Raw genomic sequence first — 18,201 nt, 5'->3', positions numbered from 1 at the left:
CTCAGCGCCCGTCTCCGGTCGTAGCCAAGCCTGGCCGTTCGAGTCCGGCATAGACGGTGGCTTGCGGCAGGCGAGCGATATAGCTGCAATCGGACGATCCGAACCACAGGTCGCGCTCGGATGACAGCGTGATGTCAGACAGCTGGCACAGGCCGCCGTCCGGGTCGTGAAGCGTCGAGACTATCGTGCCGCTATTTTCGTCCAGCACGGCGATCAGGGGACGGCCGGCACCACCGCTCGGCTGCAGCCAGACGGGCAGGCGGGAGACGATCTGCGCCAGCCATGGATGCCGTCGTATCGTGCGCAGCACAGCGGTCCGTTGAGCCGGGATCGCCACAAACAAGTGGCCGGCGCCATCCGTGGCCAGCCCCTCCGGCAAGCCGGGCAGGTTGTCAGCGAAGACTTCGATCTCGCCAGCGTTCGGGCCATTGACCCAATGCCTCAGGATCCGATAGCGGAAGGATTCCGAAATGAAGACGGATTGCCCGTCAGACGAGACCGCAATCCCGTTGGGGAAATACAGCCGGTCGGCAGCAAGCCGGGTCTGGTGCGTGCGAGGGTCCCAGACATAAAGCGCGCCGTGGGGGCGGTTTTCCAACATGTCGAGCGTATCGGTACGGTGGTTTCCGCGCCGACCGAGCAGGACGGATGAGTCGGTAAAATAAATATCACCGTCGGCGGTGACGGCCAGGTCCTTGGCATGTCCGAACGGGTAGCCCGGAACGCCAGCGCTGATGCGGCGGGCCGATCCATCCGACAGGTTGATAGCAAACAGGCCGTCCGGTGTCGCCACGCCCAGCTTTGTCGGGTTGATCCATTCAAGCCCGATGACGGGAAGCTCACCGAGCTCGGCGAGTACCTGGTCGGGCGCGCCGCCGCCGTCCGGATCGTGTCGGAGCACTGCCCCTGATGCGTTTCCATAATAGACAGTGCCGTCTTCTCCCAACAGGACGCAGCGGGCCGCGCCAACCAGGCCGACCGGAATGAAGCGTGCGTCCCGCAGCGCGTCATTGGGCGCCAGCACACCCGTCATGGCGGGGGCTTCCGGTTCATCCCAATAGACCGGGTTGATCGGTGACGGCCACATCAGCCAGAGAATGGCGAATATGAGGGTCAGACCAATGACTATGGCGCCGGAGCGGAGTCGCATACCTACCTGCAAACAAGCTGGCGGCCCGGACATGCCGGGCCGCTTCAGGGAGGCGCATGTAGAATTTTAACCGTACCGTCCGCAAGTCATCGACCGGTTGTGAATTATAACCGGATGACGGATTGCGGTTCGTCAGACCGGAACGATGAGCCCGAAAGCGTGCAATTTCGACAGTGATTCGATTGCGGCAGCTTCGTCCTGGCCCTCAAAGCTTGCCGTGGTGACGGTGCCACCGTCCAGCAAGGCATGCAGGCCCGCTTCCGCTTCGGCGGCGAACCGGACTTCACCGCCTGCGGTGATGATGACGTTTTCATCGCCATCGCCAGCAAAGCGCCACGGAACGAAGGGGCGAAGACGGAACGCCTGTCCGGGTTTGGCCGGTGCCAGATAGCCGCTGATCGTGCCGCGCGTATTGGGCACGCGTGACCGGATGAAACTGTCGACGAAGAAGTCCATGGCGCCATCGACGCTCATCTCACTGGCCAGGGTTTCGGTCATGGCCCTGAACTGGGTGGCGGCGTCAGTGCGATCGAAGTCCGGATCGGCGAATCCGACGGGCAGCGAGCGACGCATGGCGGGCGTGCGCAGGGCGACCTCGGAGACAGCCTCCAGCATCAGGTCGGCCCAGGTTTTCACGATCAGGCCGAGTGTCACGTGCAGGGACGCCGTTTCGCCGTGGGTCTGGGCATCGTGCATCAGGCCACGCGGTACATAGATGCATTCCCCCGCCTTCAGGACAAACTCCGCAACCGGCTCGCCGGCCTTGTGGGCATCCGGACGGAAGCCTTCGCCGCGATAGGGATTCTCGACCGGGGTCTCGTAGAAGCGCCATAGCTTCTCGCCCTCAATCTGCAGCACGAAGACGTCATGATCGTCATAGTGGGTGTTGAAGCCCTGATTGTCCGGCGGCGTTAGGTAGATATTGGTCTGGACATGGCAGCTCAGGATCGACTCGACCGCACGGCAGAATTCGCCGAGCACGGCATCTGACATGTGCAATTGTGGCAGAATGATCGTTGCGCCCTGGCGGAACTGGTTTGCGACCCCTCCACGATCGACATAGCCTGTGTCGAACATGTAGTCCTCGCGGCTCACGGGCGGCTCGGACCTGGCCATGTCCAGAGAGCCTTCCCGCAGGTCAATGCTCGAGATGATTTCGTCAATTCGCGTCATGGACAGCAGGCCGGAATACCGGCCCGGGTCTTCGCGGTGAACAATGAGCGGCTTGGCCTCATGGTAATCGCGGAAGAATGTGTCGCGATCGATCGGGTCGATCATCGCGCGGAAGGGATCGGTCAGCCAAAGCGGTGCAGTCATGTGGAATATCTCCCCCGAGAGTGAATGAGAAGGTTAGCGGGGCGCTCGGGCCTTGTCGCCTGTGCGCCGCTGCCGATGACAGCGGGCGCACGAAAAACCCCCGCGCAAGGCACGGGGGTTTCACAGTCAGACAGAATGGTTCAGCAGCGCCGGCCCCCGCCGACCGGGTCGGCATAATTGCCGGTGTCGCTGTCGGTGCACGAGCGTCCGCCGCGTCCGCCACCCACCGGGTCGGCATAGCGGCCGCTGTCACTGTCGGTTGCCCCGCGATAGCCGCTGCCGCGGCCACGTCCGACCGGATCGGCATAGCTGCCACTGTCATTGTCGGTCACGCCGGAGCTGCCGCGACCGCGACCGGCCGGGTCGGCATAGGAACCGCTGTCGGCATCCGTGACGCCACCACCACGGCCGCCGCCGACCGGGTCGGCATAGCGACCGCTGTCAGCGTCGGTGACGCCGCCGCCGCGCCCATTGCCGACCGGGTCGGCATAGCGACCGGTATCGCTGTCGGTAACGCCGGAGCTGCCATAGCCGCCGCGGCCGCCGCCCGCCGGATCGGCATAGCGACCCGTGTCACTGTCTGTGTAGCCGGTGGTTGCGCAGCCAGCGACGGTTCCGGCAGCGCCTGTCACGACCGCCGCACCGGCGACGCGCGTCAGGAAAGATCGGCGGGAGAGTATTCCGCGTTTGGCCATTCAAGCCTCCATGTGTGCGGCCGGCTTCAACCAGGTCGCCCGGCCCGGCGCAAATCAGCGGCAGCGATCGCCGCGGCCCACAGGATCGGCATAGCTGCCGGTATCGCTGTCTGTACAGGAACGGCGTCCACGGCCATTGCCAGCCGGATCGGCGTAGCTGCCGGTATCACTGTCGGTAACTCCCGAACGCCCGCGGCCATTGCCGACAGGGTCTGAATAGGAACCGGTATCGCTGTCGGTAACACCGGAGCTGCGGCGCCCGCGGCCGTTTCCGGCCGGGTCAGCGTAGGAACCGGAATCACTATCCGTAACCCCTGAACGCCCGCGACCGTTTCCGGCCGGGTCGGCATAGGCGCCCGTGTCGCTGTCAGTGTTGCCCGTGCTGCCGCGGCCGTATCCGGCACGGTCAGAATTGCTGCCGCCATCACTGTCGGTGGCGCCTGTGCGTCCATAACCGGCGCGGTCGGCATAGCTGCCTGAATCGCTATCGGTCCGTCCGGTGTAATTCTGTGCGATTGCGCCGCCAGTCACAGCGCCCGCTGCACCGGTGGCGATGGCAGTGCCGGCAACGCGCGTTAGAAACGAGCGGCGGCTGAGCTTGCCCTTGTTGGCCATGTAACTACCTCATTCTCGTGCCCGGCAATCCCCCACGAATTGCCTGAAGTCCCTCACGATAGAGATATGACGACGGCGCCCGCGGGCGCCGTCGTGAAATCCTAGAGGCTGGAACCGCGACCGCGACCACCCGGGTCGGAGCAGCCCGAGCTGTCGGAGTCGGTGTAGCCGGTATTGCCGCGGCCATAGCCGGCCTGGTCAGCGCAGGCGCCGCTGTCACTGTCCGTGCGACCCGTGCGGCTGGTGCCATGGTTCGCGTAATCGTTCGGATCGGAGTCGGTGATCCCGGTGCGAGCGACGCCGTCAACCGGGTCAGCATCCGCATAGCGTTGGACAACGGCTGCGCCCGCAACCGTGGCAATGGCGCCGGTTGCGATTGTCCCGCCCGCGACGCGGGTCAGGAAGGAGCGGCGGCTGAGTTTGCCTTTTTTGGCCATGTAACAAATTCCCCATACAAGTTTGTCAGGCGACCCGTGTGGCCCCGATCAAAATATCTTCTGAGTCTAAGCGTCGGGATTTCTTGGTGCAAATGAAAGTGCAATAAAAAATGTAGCTTGAATTCAAACGCATAGCCCTATTCATGCGAATGCATCGCACTAATATTGAATATGAGAGTGGTTCTCATGCCTATCTGGTTGTTAATGCGAATAATTCGCATGAGTTGTTTTGGCGGTACCGAAGCGAAGCCCTCCCTGTCGTTCTCGTCTTGTTCCGGCGTGCCGGCTGGTGTTAGGTAGGTGAAACCGGGAGGGACGAATGGCGTTATCCGTGCGAATTCTGGGGATTGATCCCGGCTTGCGTCGAATGGGATGGGGCATGATCGATGTCGAGGGAAGCCGGTTGAGCGCAATCGCGCATGGCGTCGTGACACCGCCGACCGATGCGCCCTTGTCCGAGCGCCTCATCCATCTGTTCAATGCGGTGGGAGCACTCGTGCGCGAGCACCGGCCCGATGAAGCGGCGATCGAGGAGGCTTTCATGGCGACGAATGCGTCTTCGGCCCTCAAGCTCGGCCATGCACGAGCGGCGGCTTTGCTGGCGCCGGCCCAGGCGGGGCTGCCGGTTGCCGAATACGCCGCACGTCTCGTCAAGAAATCCGTCGTCGGGACGGGCGCTGCGGACAAGGCTCAGGTGGCCGCCATGGTCGGTGTATTGCTGCCCGGCACCAAGGCCACCGCCGATGCCGCCGACGCACTCGCCATCGCAATCTGCCATGCGCATCATCGCAGGGTATCGAGAATCGGGAGTGCCGCATGATCGGAATGCTCAAGGGCCGGATTGAAGCGCTCGGAGCCGAGGAACTGGTTCTTGACGTGAACGGCGTCGGATATCTGGTCGGGGCGGGAGCCCGGACCCTGTCGCGCCTCGAGCCGGGACAGGATGTCGTGTTGCACATCGAGACCCATGTCCGCGAGGACGCGTTCAAGCTTTACGGTTTCATGGCTGATATCGACCGCGCCTGGTTCGTGCACCTGCAAAACATCCAGGGCGTCGGAGCCAAGGCCGCGTTTGCCATTCTCGATACCGTTCCGGTCGGCGAAATCGCGAATGCCGCCGCACTGGGCGACAAGTCAACCTTCGCCCGGGCCAAGGGCGTCGGTCCCAAGCTGGCAACCCGCATTGCGACCGAGTTGAGGGACAAGGCCCCGCCGTCCGGCCGCAGCTTCTCGATCGGTCTGCCCGTGCATCCAGACGACGGGACAGCGCCATCGGCTCCGGTACGAGCCGACAACGCCGACAGCGAGGCCCGCGATGATGCTGTCTCCGCCTTGCTCAATCTTGGCTACAATGAAAGCGCCGCGCGCCAGGCCGTCGCCAGAATCCTGAGGGACCACGGCAATGAAACGCCACTGGGCGATGTCATCCGGATGTCGCTGCGGGAACTGGCGCAATGAGGCGGGGCGGTGGCGCGCAGCGGATCATGCTCGGGCCTGCAGAGGATGTGATCGTGGACGCCGGCCAGCGGATCACGATACATCCGGACCATCATGAGTGACGCCACCGACGAGACCGGCGATGATCGCCTCATCGCCCAGGACCTGCAGCCCGGCGACGGGCGGGACCGTGCGCTGCGCCCGCTATCCTTCAGTGACTTCGTTGGCCAGAAGGCGTCGATCGCGAATCTGAAAGTTTTCGTCGAGGCGGCCCGGCGCAGGCAGGAGGCGCTCGACCATGTTCTGCTGTCCGGCCCGCCAGGGCTCGGCAAGACAACCCTGGCGCAGATCGTGGCTCGCGAGATGGGGGTTGGCTTTCGGGCGACATCAGGACCGGTCATCGCCAAGGCGGGCGACCTGGCCGCAATCCTGACGAATCTCGAGCCCCGGGACGTGTTGTTCATCGATGAGATCCATCGCCTGGCGCCCGCGGTCGAGGAAATCCTCTATCCTGCGATGGAGGACTTCTGCCTCGACCTGGTGATCGGGGAGGGGCCATCGGCACGGACCGTCCGTATCGAACTGCCGCCCTTCACCCTGGTCGGCGCGACCACGCGGGCCGGATTGCTGGCCACGCCGCTGCGTGACCGTTTCGGCGTGCCGGTGAGGCTGGAATTCTATGACGAGGCCGAACTCGGATTCATCGTAACGCGCGCGGCGTCGAAGCTCGGGATCGAGGCGACGCCGGACGGAGCCCGGGAGATCGCCCGGCGTGCCCGAGGAACCCCGCGTGTCGCCGGTCGGCTTTTGCGTCGCGTGAGGGATTTCGCCGAAGCCGAGGATGCCAGCTCGATCACGGATCTGGTTGCGGATCGCGCACTCAAGCGCCTGGAGGTCGACGCCATCGGTCTCGACAGTCTTGACCGGCGCTATCTGAAAGCCCTGACCGAAAGTTTCGGCGGCGGGCCGGTCGGTGTCGAAACACTGGCGGCCGCGCTGGCAGAAGCCCGTGATGCGCTGGAAGATGTGGTCGAACCCTTCCTGATCCAGCAGGGCTTCATTCAACGCACACCGCGAGGCCGGACAGCAACCGGGCGGGCCTGGGAGCATCTCGGTCTGGCTCCGCCGCAATCGGGTCCGGCACCGGGGGGCTTGTTCGGAAAATGACCAGTCCCCTGATGCCAGCGACCGGCGCCTTTGGCCCGGACCATGTCCACCGCTTGCCGGTCCGCGTCTATTACGAGGACACGGATTTTTCCGGCGTCGTCTATCATGCGCGCTATCTTCATTTCCTTGAGCGCGGTCGCACAGAGAGCCTGCGCGCCTGTGGCATCCACCATTCCGAACTCGCGGCGATGGAGCCTGCCCTGGCCTTTGCGGTACGCCGAATGGGTCTTGAGTTCGTCCGTGCGGCGCGGGTTGATGATGTCCTCATCGTCGAGACCGTTTTCCGTCCGCAACAGGGCGCGCGTCTTGTGATGGAGCAAAGCCTGCTTCGTGAAGAGGAATTGGTGGCGAGCGCGACCGTCCAGGCTGTCTGTATTGATGCGGCGGGCCGAGCCAAGCGTCCGCCGCAATGGATGTGCGAAAAATGGGCTTTCTATGTTTCGGATTCGTCGCAATAATAATTCGCAGTTGCAGTAATGGCCTGTTCAAACGCGCGAAGATAACTTGATTGTAATGATGGCGGTCGTTACCCCTGTAGACAGCAGGGGAATGGATTTGGCTGAATTTCTGAAATCGCCCGGACGCTTGAAGCCCGCGTCGACACGCCCGTCGACGCCGCCTCCCAATTTCGGGCTCAATGTCGCCCGCGTCCTGCAGGACGGGCCGGACATGTTCATCCATTCGGTTCACGAGGTGGAGGCGGATCGGGATGTCTGGGTGACCATGAGCATGGTCCGCCGCGACCGGTCCGGTCCCATGGCGGTGAAGCGTCAGGTCTCGGCGCGATATCCTGCGGGCGATGGCTATTGCGCTGTCTCGTCGGCGGTCGATCCGGATCCCAACCTTGAGAATGAAGGCGCCCTGAACAAGGCGCAGGTGCAAGCGTTCATCCGCATGGTTGTGCTCGATGGCGAGACCGAGCATCTCGATGCCTTCATAGATCGCGGGCGTTTCGTCAGCCACTCACCTGGCGCCTGTTGCCGCCCGGAAGGCTATGGCGCCTTTGTTGCCCGTCGCCGTCCGCGCCCCGGGCTTGTCTATCATGGTGTCGATGAGATGGTGGGCGAGGGGCCCTATGTCGCCGTGTTTTCCTGTTTCGACATGGACGGTGCCACCTATCGCGCCTGCGACCTGTTGCGCCTGGAAGACGGGCGCGTTGTCGAGCACTGGGATGTGATCGAAGAGGTTGCAGCGCACTCGGTTGCGCACAACGACGAGGCGTAACCACGCAGTATTTGCGGGTTATCACCTCCTGAAATTTGCCGTATTCGGTAGGCAAGGATCCGTTCCGGGCGGAGCGCGCTGGTGCAGGCATGAAGCCTGCATGGCGTCAGACGGATTGTGGAACACGGTATCGGGACGGCGCAGGCGAGCGCGGACCCGGAGCGCAAGGGTGAGCGTAATGGAGTCTTCTGTCGTTGAAGTGGCGCAGGTCGTGGAAGGATTTTCCTTCTACGCGTTGTTCATGCGCGCTGACTGGGTCGTGAAGGGCGTGATGGGCATTCTGGCCTTCATGTCGGTCTGGTCCTGGGCGATTGCGATCGACAAGGCACTGCAGCTGCGCGGCCTGCATGCCAAGGCCAAGCATTTCGAGCGTGAATTCTGGTCCGGGCGGTCGCTGGACGCGCTGGCCGACCAGTTTGCCAAAAATGCCCGCGAGCCTTTCTCGCGCGTCTTCGCGGCCGGGCTGCGTGAATGGAAGGGTGACAATGCGGGTGGCCGGGTTGCCAAGGCTGCCGGCGCCGAAGCTGGCCGCCAGATGACCAGTTCCGAAGGTGGTCTCGGCATCCTCGCGACCATCGCATCCGCGGCTCCCTTCGTCGGCCTGTTCGGTACGGTATGGGGAATCATGAATGCCTTCCGCTCCATCGCCGCCTCCCAGGACACCAATCTCGCCGTTGTTGCGCCCGGTATCGCCGAGGCGCTGTTCGCGACAGCATTGGGTCTGTTGGCCGCCATTCCGGCGGTAATCTTCTTCAATGCCCTTTCGGCCAATCTCGCCAAGTACGGTTCGCGCCTCGACGGCTTCGTGGACGAGCTGTCGGCCCTTGCCGACCGCGACGGGCTTTAGTCGGATGGCTGTGTCCCTTGATAGCGGAGGTTCCGGCCGCGGTCGTGCCCGCTGGAAACCCAAGGCGGAAATCAATGTCACGCCCTTTGTTGACGTGATGCTGGTGCTGTTGATCGTCTTCATGATCACCGCGCCGCTGCTCACGGTCGGCGTACCGGTCAACCTCCCGGAAACGGAAGCGCGCAGCCTGCCAGCGGGTGAAGAGCCGCTGACCGTTACCGTCAACGCCGATGGTGTGATCTATCTGCAGGAGACAGAGGTCGAGATCGCCGAGCTGGTCCCGCGTTTGCGGGCCATTGCCGGCACCGGCTTTGACGCCCGGATCTACATCCGCGCCGACGACGGCGCCGCCTATGGCGATGTCGCCCGGGTGATGGCGAATATCAACGCCGCCGGCTTCTCCAACCTGGGCCTGGTGACGGACCCGATCGAACGATAGCGGCGGTCATCCAGTGCGTGGTCTTGTTCTCTCCCTTTTTGTGCACGCCGGCATCATTGCTGCGGGGCTGATCTATCTGCCCCGCATGTCGTCCATGCCGGAGAGTTCGCCTGTCGTACCGATCGAGCTGGTCACACTGGGCGAAACGACCAATATCCGCGCGGCCCGGCCCGATCCCGAACCGGTGGTCGAGGCGGAAATTCCGGAAACCACGATTGAGGATGACATCGCCGAGCCCGAGCAGGCTCCCGTTGCGGAGCCCGAACCGGTCGCGCCCGAGCCGGAAATCATTCCGGCGCCGGTCAATGATCCGGAACCCGAGCCTGAGGAGCAGGCGCCGGAACCGGAGCCCGAAGCGGAGCCGGAGCGTCCCCAGCCGCAGCCTGAACGGCGCCCCGACCCTCGTCCCGAGCCGAGAGAGCCATCGCTCAACGACATGCTGGGTGATTTGTCCCGCAGCGTCGCAGAAACCCGCGACAACCAGGCGGCTGATGAAGGTGCCACCCGCAATGCGGTCGGCAATGGCGAGGAGATGACGGCGACGCTGCAGGTCATGCTGCGCTCCCATCTGTCGCGCTGCTGGCGCGCCTCGCTGGACGCGCCTGAACCCGACGAGCTGGCGGTGCAATTGGTGTTGGACCTGGATCGCAATGGTGAACTGACCGGCCCGCCACGCATCATCGACCAGTCACGCGTGCTCAATTCACCAAATCCGTACTTGCGGGTCGCCGGCGAACGGGCCCTGCGCGCGGCTGTCCAGTGCCAGCCCTATCCGCTGCCGCCGGAAGCCTATTCTCAATGGCGTCAAATTGAGGTCAATTTTTCGCCGTCCTTATACGGTGGCTAGACACACCCGTTCCGGAGACCCTGTCCCATGACCCGCCCATTTGTCCTGATTGCCGCGTTATTGGCCCTGATCGGCTGGACCAGTGCTGCCACCGCCCAGGAACCGCTACGGGTCGATGTGACCCAGGGCAATCTTGATCCCATGCCGATCGCCGTGCCGGACTTTGTCGGTGTTTCCGATGAAGCCATGCGCCGCGGCGCGGATATCACACGGGTTGTCGCGAATGACCTGGCGAGCTCCGGCCTGTTTGCCCCGGTCGACCAGGACGCCTTCATTGAGGACATCGCCAATATCGACCTGCGTCCGCGCTTTTCCGATTGGCGGGTCATCAATGCTGATGCCCTGCTGGTTGGCAGTGTGACGATCCAGGAGGACGGCCGCCTCGTGGTCGGTTTCCGGCTCTGGGATACCCGCCTGGAAGAACAGCTCCTGGGCCTGCAATACCGGACTGCGCCGGAAAACTGGCGCCGGGTGGCCCACCGTCTTGCTGATGCCGTCTATGAGCGCCTGACCGGCGAGACCGGTTATTTCAACACGCGCATTGTCTATGTCTCGGAAGGTCGAGGGATTGAAGGCGAGCCAATCCGTCAGCTTGCCCTGATGGACCAGGATGGCGCCAATCCGTCCTTCCTGACGGACCGCTCCTACATGGCCCTGTTGCCGAACTATTCGCCGAGCGCCCAGGAGATCACCTATGTCTCCTTCCTCGACGGACAGGCAACGACCTATCTCTACAATCTCGAGACCGGCCGCCAGGAAGCCCTGTTTGCCTCCGGCGGTGCCGGCGCGGCGAGCCAGGTCGACCCGGATGGCCAGAGCCTGTCAGCGCGTTTCTCGCCAGACGGGTCCGAGCTGGCCGTCTCGATCGAAACCCGGTCCGGCCATGATATCCACCTGTTCGACTTGCGGACCCGCAGCCTGCAGCGGCTGACCCAGCACCCGGCCGATGATGTTGAGCCGTCCTTTTCGCCGGATGGCGAACGGATCGTCTTTTCCTCGGCTCGTGGCGGCGGTTCCCAGCTCTACGTGATGAATCGTGACGGGACCGAGGTTCAGCGCGTTACCTTCGGATCGGGTCGCTATACGACGCCGGTATGGTCGCCGCGCGGTGATTTGATCGCCTTCACCAAACAGGTCGGCGGCCAGTTCATGCTCGGTGTGGTCCGCGCTGACGGATCCGGCATCGAGCGCATATTGTACGAGGGTTACTTTGTTGACACGCCGGCCTGGTCCCCGAATGGACGCGTCCTTTTGTTCACGCGCGGGGAACAGCGGACCAATGGCACGCGGTATGAAATCTGGAGTGTCGATCTGGCGGGCTTCAACTTGCGGCGGCTGGCGACCGGCGGAATGGCGTCCGATCCCGCGTGGTCGCCCTTGATTGAGTGAGGTGTTTCTGCGTAACGTCTTGTCCGGTAAGCGGCACCATTGGGGGGGCCGTCGTCTGTTTAGCATCACGTGACGCGTGATTGGGAGTAAGCCTCAAGCGGTGTACGTTTGGGCTGGATGAGGGTGTAACATTATGAAAATGAAACTGTTTGCAATTGCGGCGCTTGGGGCATTCGCGACCGCATGTGCCTCGACCCCTCCGGTCGATGACACGCCGCCCGTGCGTAATCCCGATCCGATCGTCGAACCGGATACGGGTCCTGTCGATACAGGGCCGGGCTATGAGCTTGGCTCGACAGCCCATTTCGTGGAAGCGGCCGGTGACCGTGTCTTCTTCGGCCTCGACCGTCATGACCTGTCAGACGAAGCGCGTGCTACCCTGCGCCGTCAGGCGGCCTGGCTCGCCTCCTACCCGGGTGCCCGCATCCTGGTCGCCGGCAATTGCGACGAGCGCGGAACGCGCGAGTACAATCTGGCGCTTGGCGCCCGTCGCGCCAATGCAGCGCGTACCTACCTGATCAGCCAGGGCGTGGATCCGTCGCGGATCTCCACGACGTCCTACGGCAAGGAACGGCCGAGCTGTACGCAGTCGACGGAAGCTTGCTGGGCGATCAACCGCAATGCGGCCACGACACTGGTTGGCGGCTACACCAACTAGTCCGGCCAGGCCTGAAACAGGAAACGCCCGTGACAAGCCCGTCGCGGGCGTTTTCCATTCTTCTGCGGGAAAGCCGTATTTTTGCCGTCCTCGTCCGTTAGGTGCGTACACATGATCAGATTTCTTTGCCTCTCCGCCCTCGCGACCGCGTTGATCGCCGCCGCGCCCGCCCAGGCCCAGTCCCGCCGGGAACTGTCTGAACGCATCGACGCTACCGAAGTTCGAATCGGCGAGCTGGAACGTGAGTTTATGGCCGGTGACCCGGTGGCCGAAGCGCTTATCAGGCGCATGGATGAGCTGGAATACCAGGTCCAGGCCCTGACCGGGGAGACCGAGCGCCTCAGCTTTGAGAACCGGCAGTTGCGCCAGCAACTTGACCAGCTGGACGCCGAGCTTGAAGCCAGTGCCGCGCCGAGCGGGCCGTCGATGGATGATCCCGCCGTGGCCTGGATGCGTGAAGGCCTGGATGGCGCAGATGCCGGCGTCGACGGGTCACAGATCGCCATTGTTGATCCCGATGATCCCCACGCCGAGGCGCGCGCGGCGGCGACCGGTGTCCTGGGTGGTGCTCCGGCGGCAAGCCTCGATGCGGCTGCAGAGGCGGCCCCGACTGACCCGGCGATCGCGTTCGACGCGGCCCGCGCGCGGCTTGACGAGGGTGACTTTGGCGGCGCCCAGAGCGGGTTCGAGGCTTTTGTCCGGGACAATCCCGATCATCCGCTGACCGCCCAGGCTCAATACTGGCTCGGCGAAACCTTTTACGTGCGCAATGATTACACACAGGCGGCGGACGCCTACATTGCATCGCTTCGTCAGGCACCGGAGGGTGTTCGGGCGCCGGATTCCCTGGTCCGACTGGCTGCTTCCCTGCACGGCATGGGGCGCACCGAGGACGCGTGTGCGACCCTGTCCCGCTTTGGGCGCCAATTCCCCAATGCTGCTCCGGCATCGCAGGCTCGTGCCGCGCGGGAATCGGTTCGCGCCAACTGCCGATAGGCGTGGCTCCGGCAACAGCCGACACAATCGTTTCGGCGCTGGACCGGCTGGCCGGTGATGGCGTGGTCGGGCTCGCCTGTTCCGGCGGCGGCGACAGTCTTGCCCTGCTCCTGATCGCGTCTCGCTGGGCTCGGCAAAAAGGGCGCGCCGTGCATGTCTTCACGGTCAATCACGGCCTGCGCGCGGAAGCTGATCACGAGGTTCTGCGGGTGGCAAGAACCGCCAGACGGCTGGGCTGGCCCTGTGAGGTGCTTGTCTGGAATGCGGCCAGACGCGGCGCCGGCCTCCAGGCGCGCGCTCGCGAGGCGCGGCATCGTTTGCTGGCACGCGCCTGCCGGGCACGTCAGATCAGCCAGCTCATGCTCGCTCACACGCGTGATGACCAGGTCGAGACCGTCTGCCTGAGGCTTGCCGCGGGCGGCAGCTGGCGCAGCGCCGCGGCGATGGCCGAAGTGGCCCCGTCGCCGGCCTGGCCCGACGGGCGCGATCTGACATTGCTCCGCCCCTGCCTGGGTGTTGACCGGGAAAGCTTGCGCCAGATCCTTCGCGACGCCGGTGAACCCTGGATCGAGGACCCGTCCAATGACGATCTGCAATATGCGCGGATCAGGACCCGGCGGTGGATCGGGGCGCTTGAGCAAGGCGGTCTCGATACCGCGCGCCTGGCATCGCTGGCGTCCGAATTTCAGGGCCTGCTGCGGTCTGAACGGGCTGCGGCCTGGCAGGCCGCGCAGTCCTGTGTCGAGCTGGAAGCCTGGGGCGGTGCCCATATCTGCGCCTCCACCTGGTCCGGTCAGGCGCCGGCAATCCGCCTGAGCATTCTGGACGCCCTCGTCATGGCCATTTCAGGTGAAGGCCAGACGCCCAACCGATCGCGTCTCGCGCCCCTTGATGATGCGCTGCTCGCCGCAGCTCCGTTTACCGGCTGCGGTGTGCGCCTCCTGAACGACCGCAAAGGCGGGAGCTGGATGATCCGTGATGGCGGACCGCTCAGCGGCCGCGTTGACCGGCCGGAACCGGACCCCTGGAGCGATGACGCGCCCGTCTCCGGCGAGGCGGGACCGAGCCGGGTCTTTGACGGCCGTTTCGAAATCGCAAGATCCCAAGGTGAACTTGAATGGCGTGTGCTGGGCAAGGCGTATCAACACGTGCCTGATCGGGCTATACTGGACCGGGTGCCGGGGCGGGCCCGGGCTGGACTGCTGGTCGGTTGCCGGGCGGGCGAGGTGGTCGAGATTGCCGGCCTCGCCTCGCTGGAGGGGCCACTGGCTGCGCGCTCGCTGATCGCGCACAGATTTTGCAGGCGTCTGCTTCCGCAAGGTGCGGCCAGATGGTTTGATGAGCCCGATGCGGTCTGAAAGGGTCGGTATTGCATGCGGGCTGCGTGGCCGACTGGCGCCGCGCAACCGGAATGCCCATATCTGGTCGAGAATGACTGAATGAATGAACGGATAAACGCATGCCCATGAGAAATTTTGCGATCCTGGCCGTAGTGCTGGTCCTGCTGATGGTCCTGATGCAGATGATGGGGCAGTCCTCTGACCCGGCATCGCAACAGCGCGGACCGTCCTATTCGGACTTCCTCGACCGTGTTGAACGCAGCGAGATTTCCAGCGCCACGATCCAGGGCGACACGCTGCATGCCGTCACCAATTCGGGCGAGAGCTTCGAAGTGACATTGCCGCCGTCCGATACCCAGACCGTGTCACTGCTGCGCGAAGCCGATGTCAATGTGCGCGTCGAGCCCGTGTCTGAAGAGGGGAATATCTTCCTCTCCATGCTGTTCAACTGGTTCCCCCTTCTGTTGCTGATCGGTGTGTGGATCTTCTTCATGCGTCAGATGCAGGGCGGTGGCCGTGGCGGCGCGATGGGTTTTGGCAAGTCCAAGGCGCGCCTGCTGACCGAGCATCATGGTCGCAAGACGTTTGACGATGTTGCCGGTGTCGATGAAGCCAAGGAAGAGTTGCAGGAAGTCGTCGAATTTCTGAAGGATCCGTCGAAATTCCAGCGTCTGGGCGGCAAGATCCCGAAGGGGGCACTGCTGATCGGGCCTCCGGGTACCGGCAAGACGCTGCTGGCCCGCGCCGTGGCCGGTGAGGCCAATGTTCCCTTCTTCACGATTTCCGGTTCGGATTTTGTCGAGATGTTCGTCGGCGTTGGCGCCTCGCGTGTCCGCGACATGTTCGAGCAGGCCAAGAAGAATGCGCCCTGCATCATCTTCATCGACGAGATCGACGCAGTCGGCCGGTCGCGTGGCGCCGGTCTTGGCGGCGGCAATGATGAGCGCGAGCAGACGCTGAACCAGCTCCTCGTCGAGATGGACGGTTTTGAGTCGAATGAAGGCATCATCCTGATCGCTGCGACCAACCGCCCTGATGTGCTCGATCCGGCGCTGATGCGTCCGGGCCGTTTTGACCGTCAGGTGGTGGTACCCAATCCGGATATCACTGGCCGCGAGAAGATCGTGAAGGTTCACATGCGCGATGTGCCGCTGGGCGATGATGTCGACCCGAAGGTGATCGCGCGTGGCACGCCGGGTTTCTCGGGCGCCGACCTCGCCAACCTCGTCAATGAAGCCGCCCTGCTGGCCGCGCGCCGCAACAAGCGCCGGGTGTCGATGCAGGAATTCGAGGATGCCAAGGACAAGGTGATGATGGGGCCGGAACGCCGCTCCATGGTCATGTCCGAACAGGAAAAGGAATTGACCGCCTATCACGAAGCCGGTCACGCCCTCGTTTCGCTGAATGTTCCTGAGGCCGATCCGGTTCACAAGGCAACCATTATCCCGCGGGGTCGCGCGCTCGGCATGGTGATGCGCTTGCCGGAAGCCGACAAGCTGTCCGAAAACTACACCCAGATGACGTCCTTCCTGGCTATCGCCATGGGGGGCCGCGTCGCCGAGGAGCTGAAGTTCGGCAAGGACAAGATCACATCCGGTGCCTCGTCGGACATCCAGCAAGCGACCCGCATGGCTCGCGCCATGATCACGCGCTGGGGTTTCTCCGACAAGCTCGGCACGATCGATTATTCGGACGATAACGGGCAGAACGTCTTCCTTGGGCAGGAGCTCACACGGTCCAAATCCATCTCTGGCGAGACGGCCCATATCATTGAGGAAGAAGTGCGCCGTCTGATCGACGAGGCCAATGAAACCGCCCGCCGCATCCTGACAGAAAAGCGCAAGGACTGGGAAACGCTGGCCGAGGGCCTGCTGGAGTATGAAACCCTGTCAGGCGCCGAGATCGACGATTTGCTCAAGGGCAAGCCGCCGGTCCGTCCGGACGATACGCCAAAGCCGCCGAGCGACGCTCCGGTGAGTGCCGTGCCGACCACGGATGAAGGCCCCGAGCCGGGAGCTGAGCCACAAGGTGCCTGATCTGCCTTCGAGCGTTCAGATGCAAAAGCCCCGGACCTGACAGGTTCGGGGCTTTTCAATTGTCGTGCCGCGCCGCTGCAGCGTATATCAGGGGCAGGCAATCGAATTCCCCGTTCCCAGCAATCGGATCGTCATGGCCAAATTCCGTTCCCGCCGCCAGTCCGACCTGCCCTTCGTGATGGGCGTCCTCAATGTCACGCCGGACAGTTTCTCCGATGGCGGTGATTTTGTGGATCTCGAGGCTGCGGTCGCACGCGGCATGGAAATGCTCAAGAACGGCGCCGACGTGATCGATGTCGGCGGCGAGTCGACCCGGCCAGGTGCTGCCCCGGTCGCCGAGGCCGAGGAATTGCGCCGCGTCATTCCGGTCATCAAGACTCTGCGCGAGCGAAGCGGAGCCCGCATTTCGATCGATACTTTCAAACCGACCGTCGCGCGGGCTGCTGTCAAGGCGGGGGCCGATATCTGGAATGATGTCATGGCGCTGCGGGCTGACGGCGCGGTCGAGACGGCGGCCGAGCTCGGCGTGCCGATCATCCTCATGCACATGTCGGGCACGCCGCAGACCATGCAGAAAGACCCGCAATACGAGGATGTTGTGTCCGAGGTTTGCGATTTCCTGACCGAGCGCGCCGATATCGCGATGGCAAAGGGCGTCAGCGCCGACAGTATCTGGCTCGATCCCGGCATCGGATTCGGCAAGTCGCTCGACCATAATCTCGCGCTCATGCACGATCTCGATCAGGTCATCGGGCTGGGCTATCCGGTCCTGTTCGGTGCTTCGCGCAAACGCTTCATCGCTGCCATTGATGAAGGCGCAGCCGAGATGGAGCGCTTGGGCGGGTCGCTGGCTGCGGCGCTGCGGGCCGCCACGGCCGGGGCGGCGATGGTGCGGGTCCATGACGTTCGCATGACGGTGCAGGCCCTCAAGGTCCAGGCCGCCATCCGCAAGGGACGTGCCTGAATGACCTATACGCTCTACGGCAAGGCCGGCTTTGGCTCGGTCTGTGTGGAAGCGGCCCTGGAACTGGTCGGTGCCGATTATGATTTCGTCGAGGCCAATCCGCTCGGTGACGAGGCCGAGCAGCGCCGGGTGCGGGCGATCAATCCGGCCGGCCAGGTTCCGGCGCTGATCCTGCCCGATGACAGCGTCATGACCGAGAGCGCCGCCATCCTGATCTGGCTGGGCGACCGCTATCCCGATGCCGGCCTGGCGCCCGCCACCGATGCACCGGAACGGGCCGAATACCTGCGCTGGATGCTGTTTCTGGCCTCGAGCGTCTATTCCACCTTCACCCTGTCGGACGGGCCGGAACGCTTCCATCCCGACCCGGCGACCCATGAGACCCTGCTGGCCATGGCCAATCAGCGCCGCAGCGACATGTGGACCCTTATGAATGACGCCTTTGACGGTGCGCCGGGGCCCTTCCTGCTGGGCGACAGCCTCAGCCTGCTGGATGTCTATGTCGCGATGATGAGCCGCTGGGATCCGGGCCGTGCGGCCTTCGAGGCGACCAGTCCCGCCCTGCTGCCCGCGGTCGAGGCGACAGAGGCCGATCCGCTCGTCGCAGAGGTCTGGGCGCGCAATTTCCGGCGCCAGGGCTGAG

The 18,201-nt window shown here is 63.9% G+C and carries 19 protein-coding genes and 1 pseudogene; 15 read left to right on the top strand and 5 right to left on the bottom strand.

Annotated features, from left to right (window positions below):
* Nucleotide 1: 1 nt before the first annotated feature.
* From QZZ02_RS00475 to QZZ02_RS00455, 5 genes are all read right to left on the bottom strand, one after another.
* Nucleotides 2-1,150, bottom strand: a complete 1,149-nt coding sequence (locus QZZ02_RS00475) for an SMP-30/gluconolactonase/LRE family protein (RefSeq protein WP_291841556.1) — start codon at nucleotides 1,148-1,150, stop codon at nucleotides 2-4.
* A 132-nt stretch (nucleotides 1,151-1,282) separates the two neighbouring features.
* Nucleotides 1,283-2,467, bottom strand: a complete 1,185-nt coding sequence (locus QZZ02_RS00470; protein ID WP_291841555.1) for a cupin domain-containing protein — start codon at nucleotides 2,465-2,467, stop codon at nucleotides 1,283-1,285.
* Nucleotides 2,468-2,607: 140 nt separating this feature from the next.
* Nucleotides 2,608-3,162 (bottom strand): hypothetical protein, encoded by a 555-nt coding sequence (locus QZZ02_RS00465; RefSeq protein WP_291841554.1) that lies wholly within the window; start codon nucleotides 3,160-3,162, stop codon nucleotides 2,608-2,610.
* Between the two features lie 54 nt (nucleotides 3,163-3,216).
* The gene (locus tag QZZ02_RS00460) at nucleotides 3,217-3,777 is read right to left on the bottom strand and encodes a hypothetical protein (protein ID WP_291841553.1); all 561 of its coding nucleotides are present in this window, start codon (nucleotides 3,775-3,777) and stop codon (nucleotides 3,217-3,219) included.
* A gap of 101 nt (nucleotides 3,778-3,878) precedes the next feature.
* Nucleotides 3,879-4,214, bottom strand: coding sequence for a hypothetical protein (locus QZZ02_RS00455; protein ID WP_291841552.1), 336 nt, complete (start codon nucleotides 4,212-4,214; stop codon nucleotides 3,879-3,881).
* Between the two features lie 319 nt (nucleotides 4,215-4,533).
* Between QZZ02_RS00455 and ruvC the strand changes: the two genes are divergently transcribed.
* The 15 genes and pseudogenes from ruvC to QZZ02_RS00380 all read left to right on the top strand — a co-directional run bounded on the left by ruvC (nucleotide 4,534) and on the right by QZZ02_RS00380 (nucleotide 18,200).
* Nucleotides 4,534-5,034, top strand: coding sequence for a crossover junction endodeoxyribonuclease RuvC (gene ruvC / locus QZZ02_RS00450; protein WP_291841551.1), 501 nt, complete (start codon nucleotides 4,534-4,536; stop codon nucleotides 5,032-5,034).
* Nucleotides 5,031-5,672, top strand: a complete 642-nt coding sequence (gene ruvA / locus QZZ02_RS00445) for a Holliday junction branch migration protein RuvA (RefSeq protein WP_291841550.1) — start codon at nucleotides 5,031-5,033, stop codon at nucleotides 5,670-5,672. Before ruvC ends, ruvA begins: the two co-directional genes overlap by 4 nt.
* A gap of 93 nt (nucleotides 5,673-5,765) precedes the next feature.
* On the top strand, nucleotides 5,766-6,818 hold the full coding sequence (ruvB, locus tag QZZ02_RS00440) for a Holliday junction branch migration DNA helicase RuvB (protein ID WP_291841549.1): 1,053 nt from the start codon (nucleotides 5,766-5,768) through the stop codon (nucleotides 6,816-6,818).
* Nucleotides 6,815-7,276: a tol-pal system-associated acyl-CoA thioesterase gene (gene ybgC, locus QZZ02_RS00435; RefSeq protein WP_291841548.1), complete on the top strand. Its 462-nt coding sequence runs from the start codon at nucleotides 6,815-6,817 to the stop codon at nucleotides 7,274-7,276. The genes ruvB and ybgC overlap by 4 nt, the downstream gene beginning before the upstream one ends.
* A 97-nt stretch (nucleotides 7,277-7,373) precedes the next feature.
* Entirely contained in the window at nucleotides 7,374-8,042 is a 669-nt protein-coding gene (locus QZZ02_RS00430) for a hypothetical protein (protein WP_291841547.1), read from the top strand.
* Between the two features lie 178 nt (nucleotides 8,043-8,220).
* The gene (tolQ, locus tag QZZ02_RS00425; RefSeq protein ID WP_291841546.1) at nucleotides 8,221-8,889 is read left to right on the top strand and encodes a protein TolQ; all 669 of its coding nucleotides are present in this window, start codon (nucleotides 8,221-8,223) and stop codon (nucleotides 8,887-8,889) included.
* A 4-nt stretch (nucleotides 8,890-8,893) separates the two neighbouring features.
* Nucleotides 8,894-9,328: a biopolymer transporter ExbD gene (locus QZZ02_RS00420; protein WP_291841545.1), complete on the top strand. Its 435-nt coding sequence runs from the start codon at nucleotides 8,894-8,896 to the stop codon at nucleotides 9,326-9,328.
* A 13-nt stretch (nucleotides 9,329-9,341) separates the two neighbouring features.
* On the top strand, nucleotides 9,342-10,175 hold the full coding sequence (locus QZZ02_RS00415; protein ID WP_291841544.1) for a hypothetical protein: 834 nt from the start codon (nucleotides 9,342-9,344) through the stop codon (nucleotides 10,173-10,175).
* Nucleotides 10,176-10,202: 27 nt separating this feature from the next.
* Entirely contained in the window at nucleotides 10,203-11,564 is a 1,362-nt protein-coding gene (gene tolB / locus QZZ02_RS00410; RefSeq protein WP_291841543.1) for a Tol-Pal system beta propeller repeat protein TolB, read from the top strand.
* Nucleotides 11,565-11,697: 133 nt separating this feature from the next.
* The gene (gene pal / locus QZZ02_RS00405; protein ID WP_291841542.1) at nucleotides 11,698-12,222 is read left to right on the top strand and encodes a peptidoglycan-associated lipoprotein Pal; all 525 of its coding nucleotides are present in this window, start codon (nucleotides 11,698-11,700) and stop codon (nucleotides 12,220-12,222) included.
* A 111-nt stretch (nucleotides 12,223-12,333) separates the two neighbouring features.
* Nucleotides 12,334-13,218, top strand: coding sequence for a tol-pal system protein YbgF (gene ybgF, locus QZZ02_RS00400; RefSeq protein WP_291841541.1), 885 nt, complete (start codon nucleotides 12,334-12,336; stop codon nucleotides 13,216-13,218).
* Nucleotides 13,219-13,220: 2 nt separating this feature from the next.
* The gene (gene tilS / locus QZZ02_RS00395) at nucleotides 13,221-14,576 is read left to right on the top strand and encodes a tRNA lysidine(34) synthetase TilS (protein ID WP_291841540.1); all 1,356 of its coding nucleotides are present in this window, start codon (nucleotides 13,221-13,223) and stop codon (nucleotides 14,574-14,576) included.
* A gap of 101 nt (nucleotides 14,577-14,677) precedes the next feature.
* Nucleotides 14,678-16,510: pseudogene (gene ftsH / locus QZZ02_RS00390) on the top strand (ATP-dependent zinc metalloprotease FtsH); the annotation flags it as partial.
* A gap of 217 nt (nucleotides 16,511-16,727) precedes the next feature.
* A complete protein-coding gene (gene folP / locus QZZ02_RS00385; RefSeq protein WP_291841537.1) occupies nucleotides 16,728-17,558 on the top strand; it encodes a dihydropteroate synthase in 831 nt (276 codons plus the stop codon).
* Nucleotides 17,559-18,200, top strand: coding sequence for a glutathione S-transferase (locus QZZ02_RS00380; protein WP_291841536.1), 642 nt, complete (start codon nucleotides 17,559-17,561; stop codon nucleotides 18,198-18,200).
* Nucleotide 18,201: the final 1 nt, after the last annotated feature.

It is taken from the genome of Maricaulis sp., from assembly GCF_015665295.1.
In the GTDB taxonomy this organism is placed as follows: Bacteria; Pseudomonadota; Alphaproteobacteria; order Caulobacterales; family Maricaulaceae; genus Maricaulis.
This window is presented reverse-complemented; position numbering and strand designations above follow the sequence as displayed.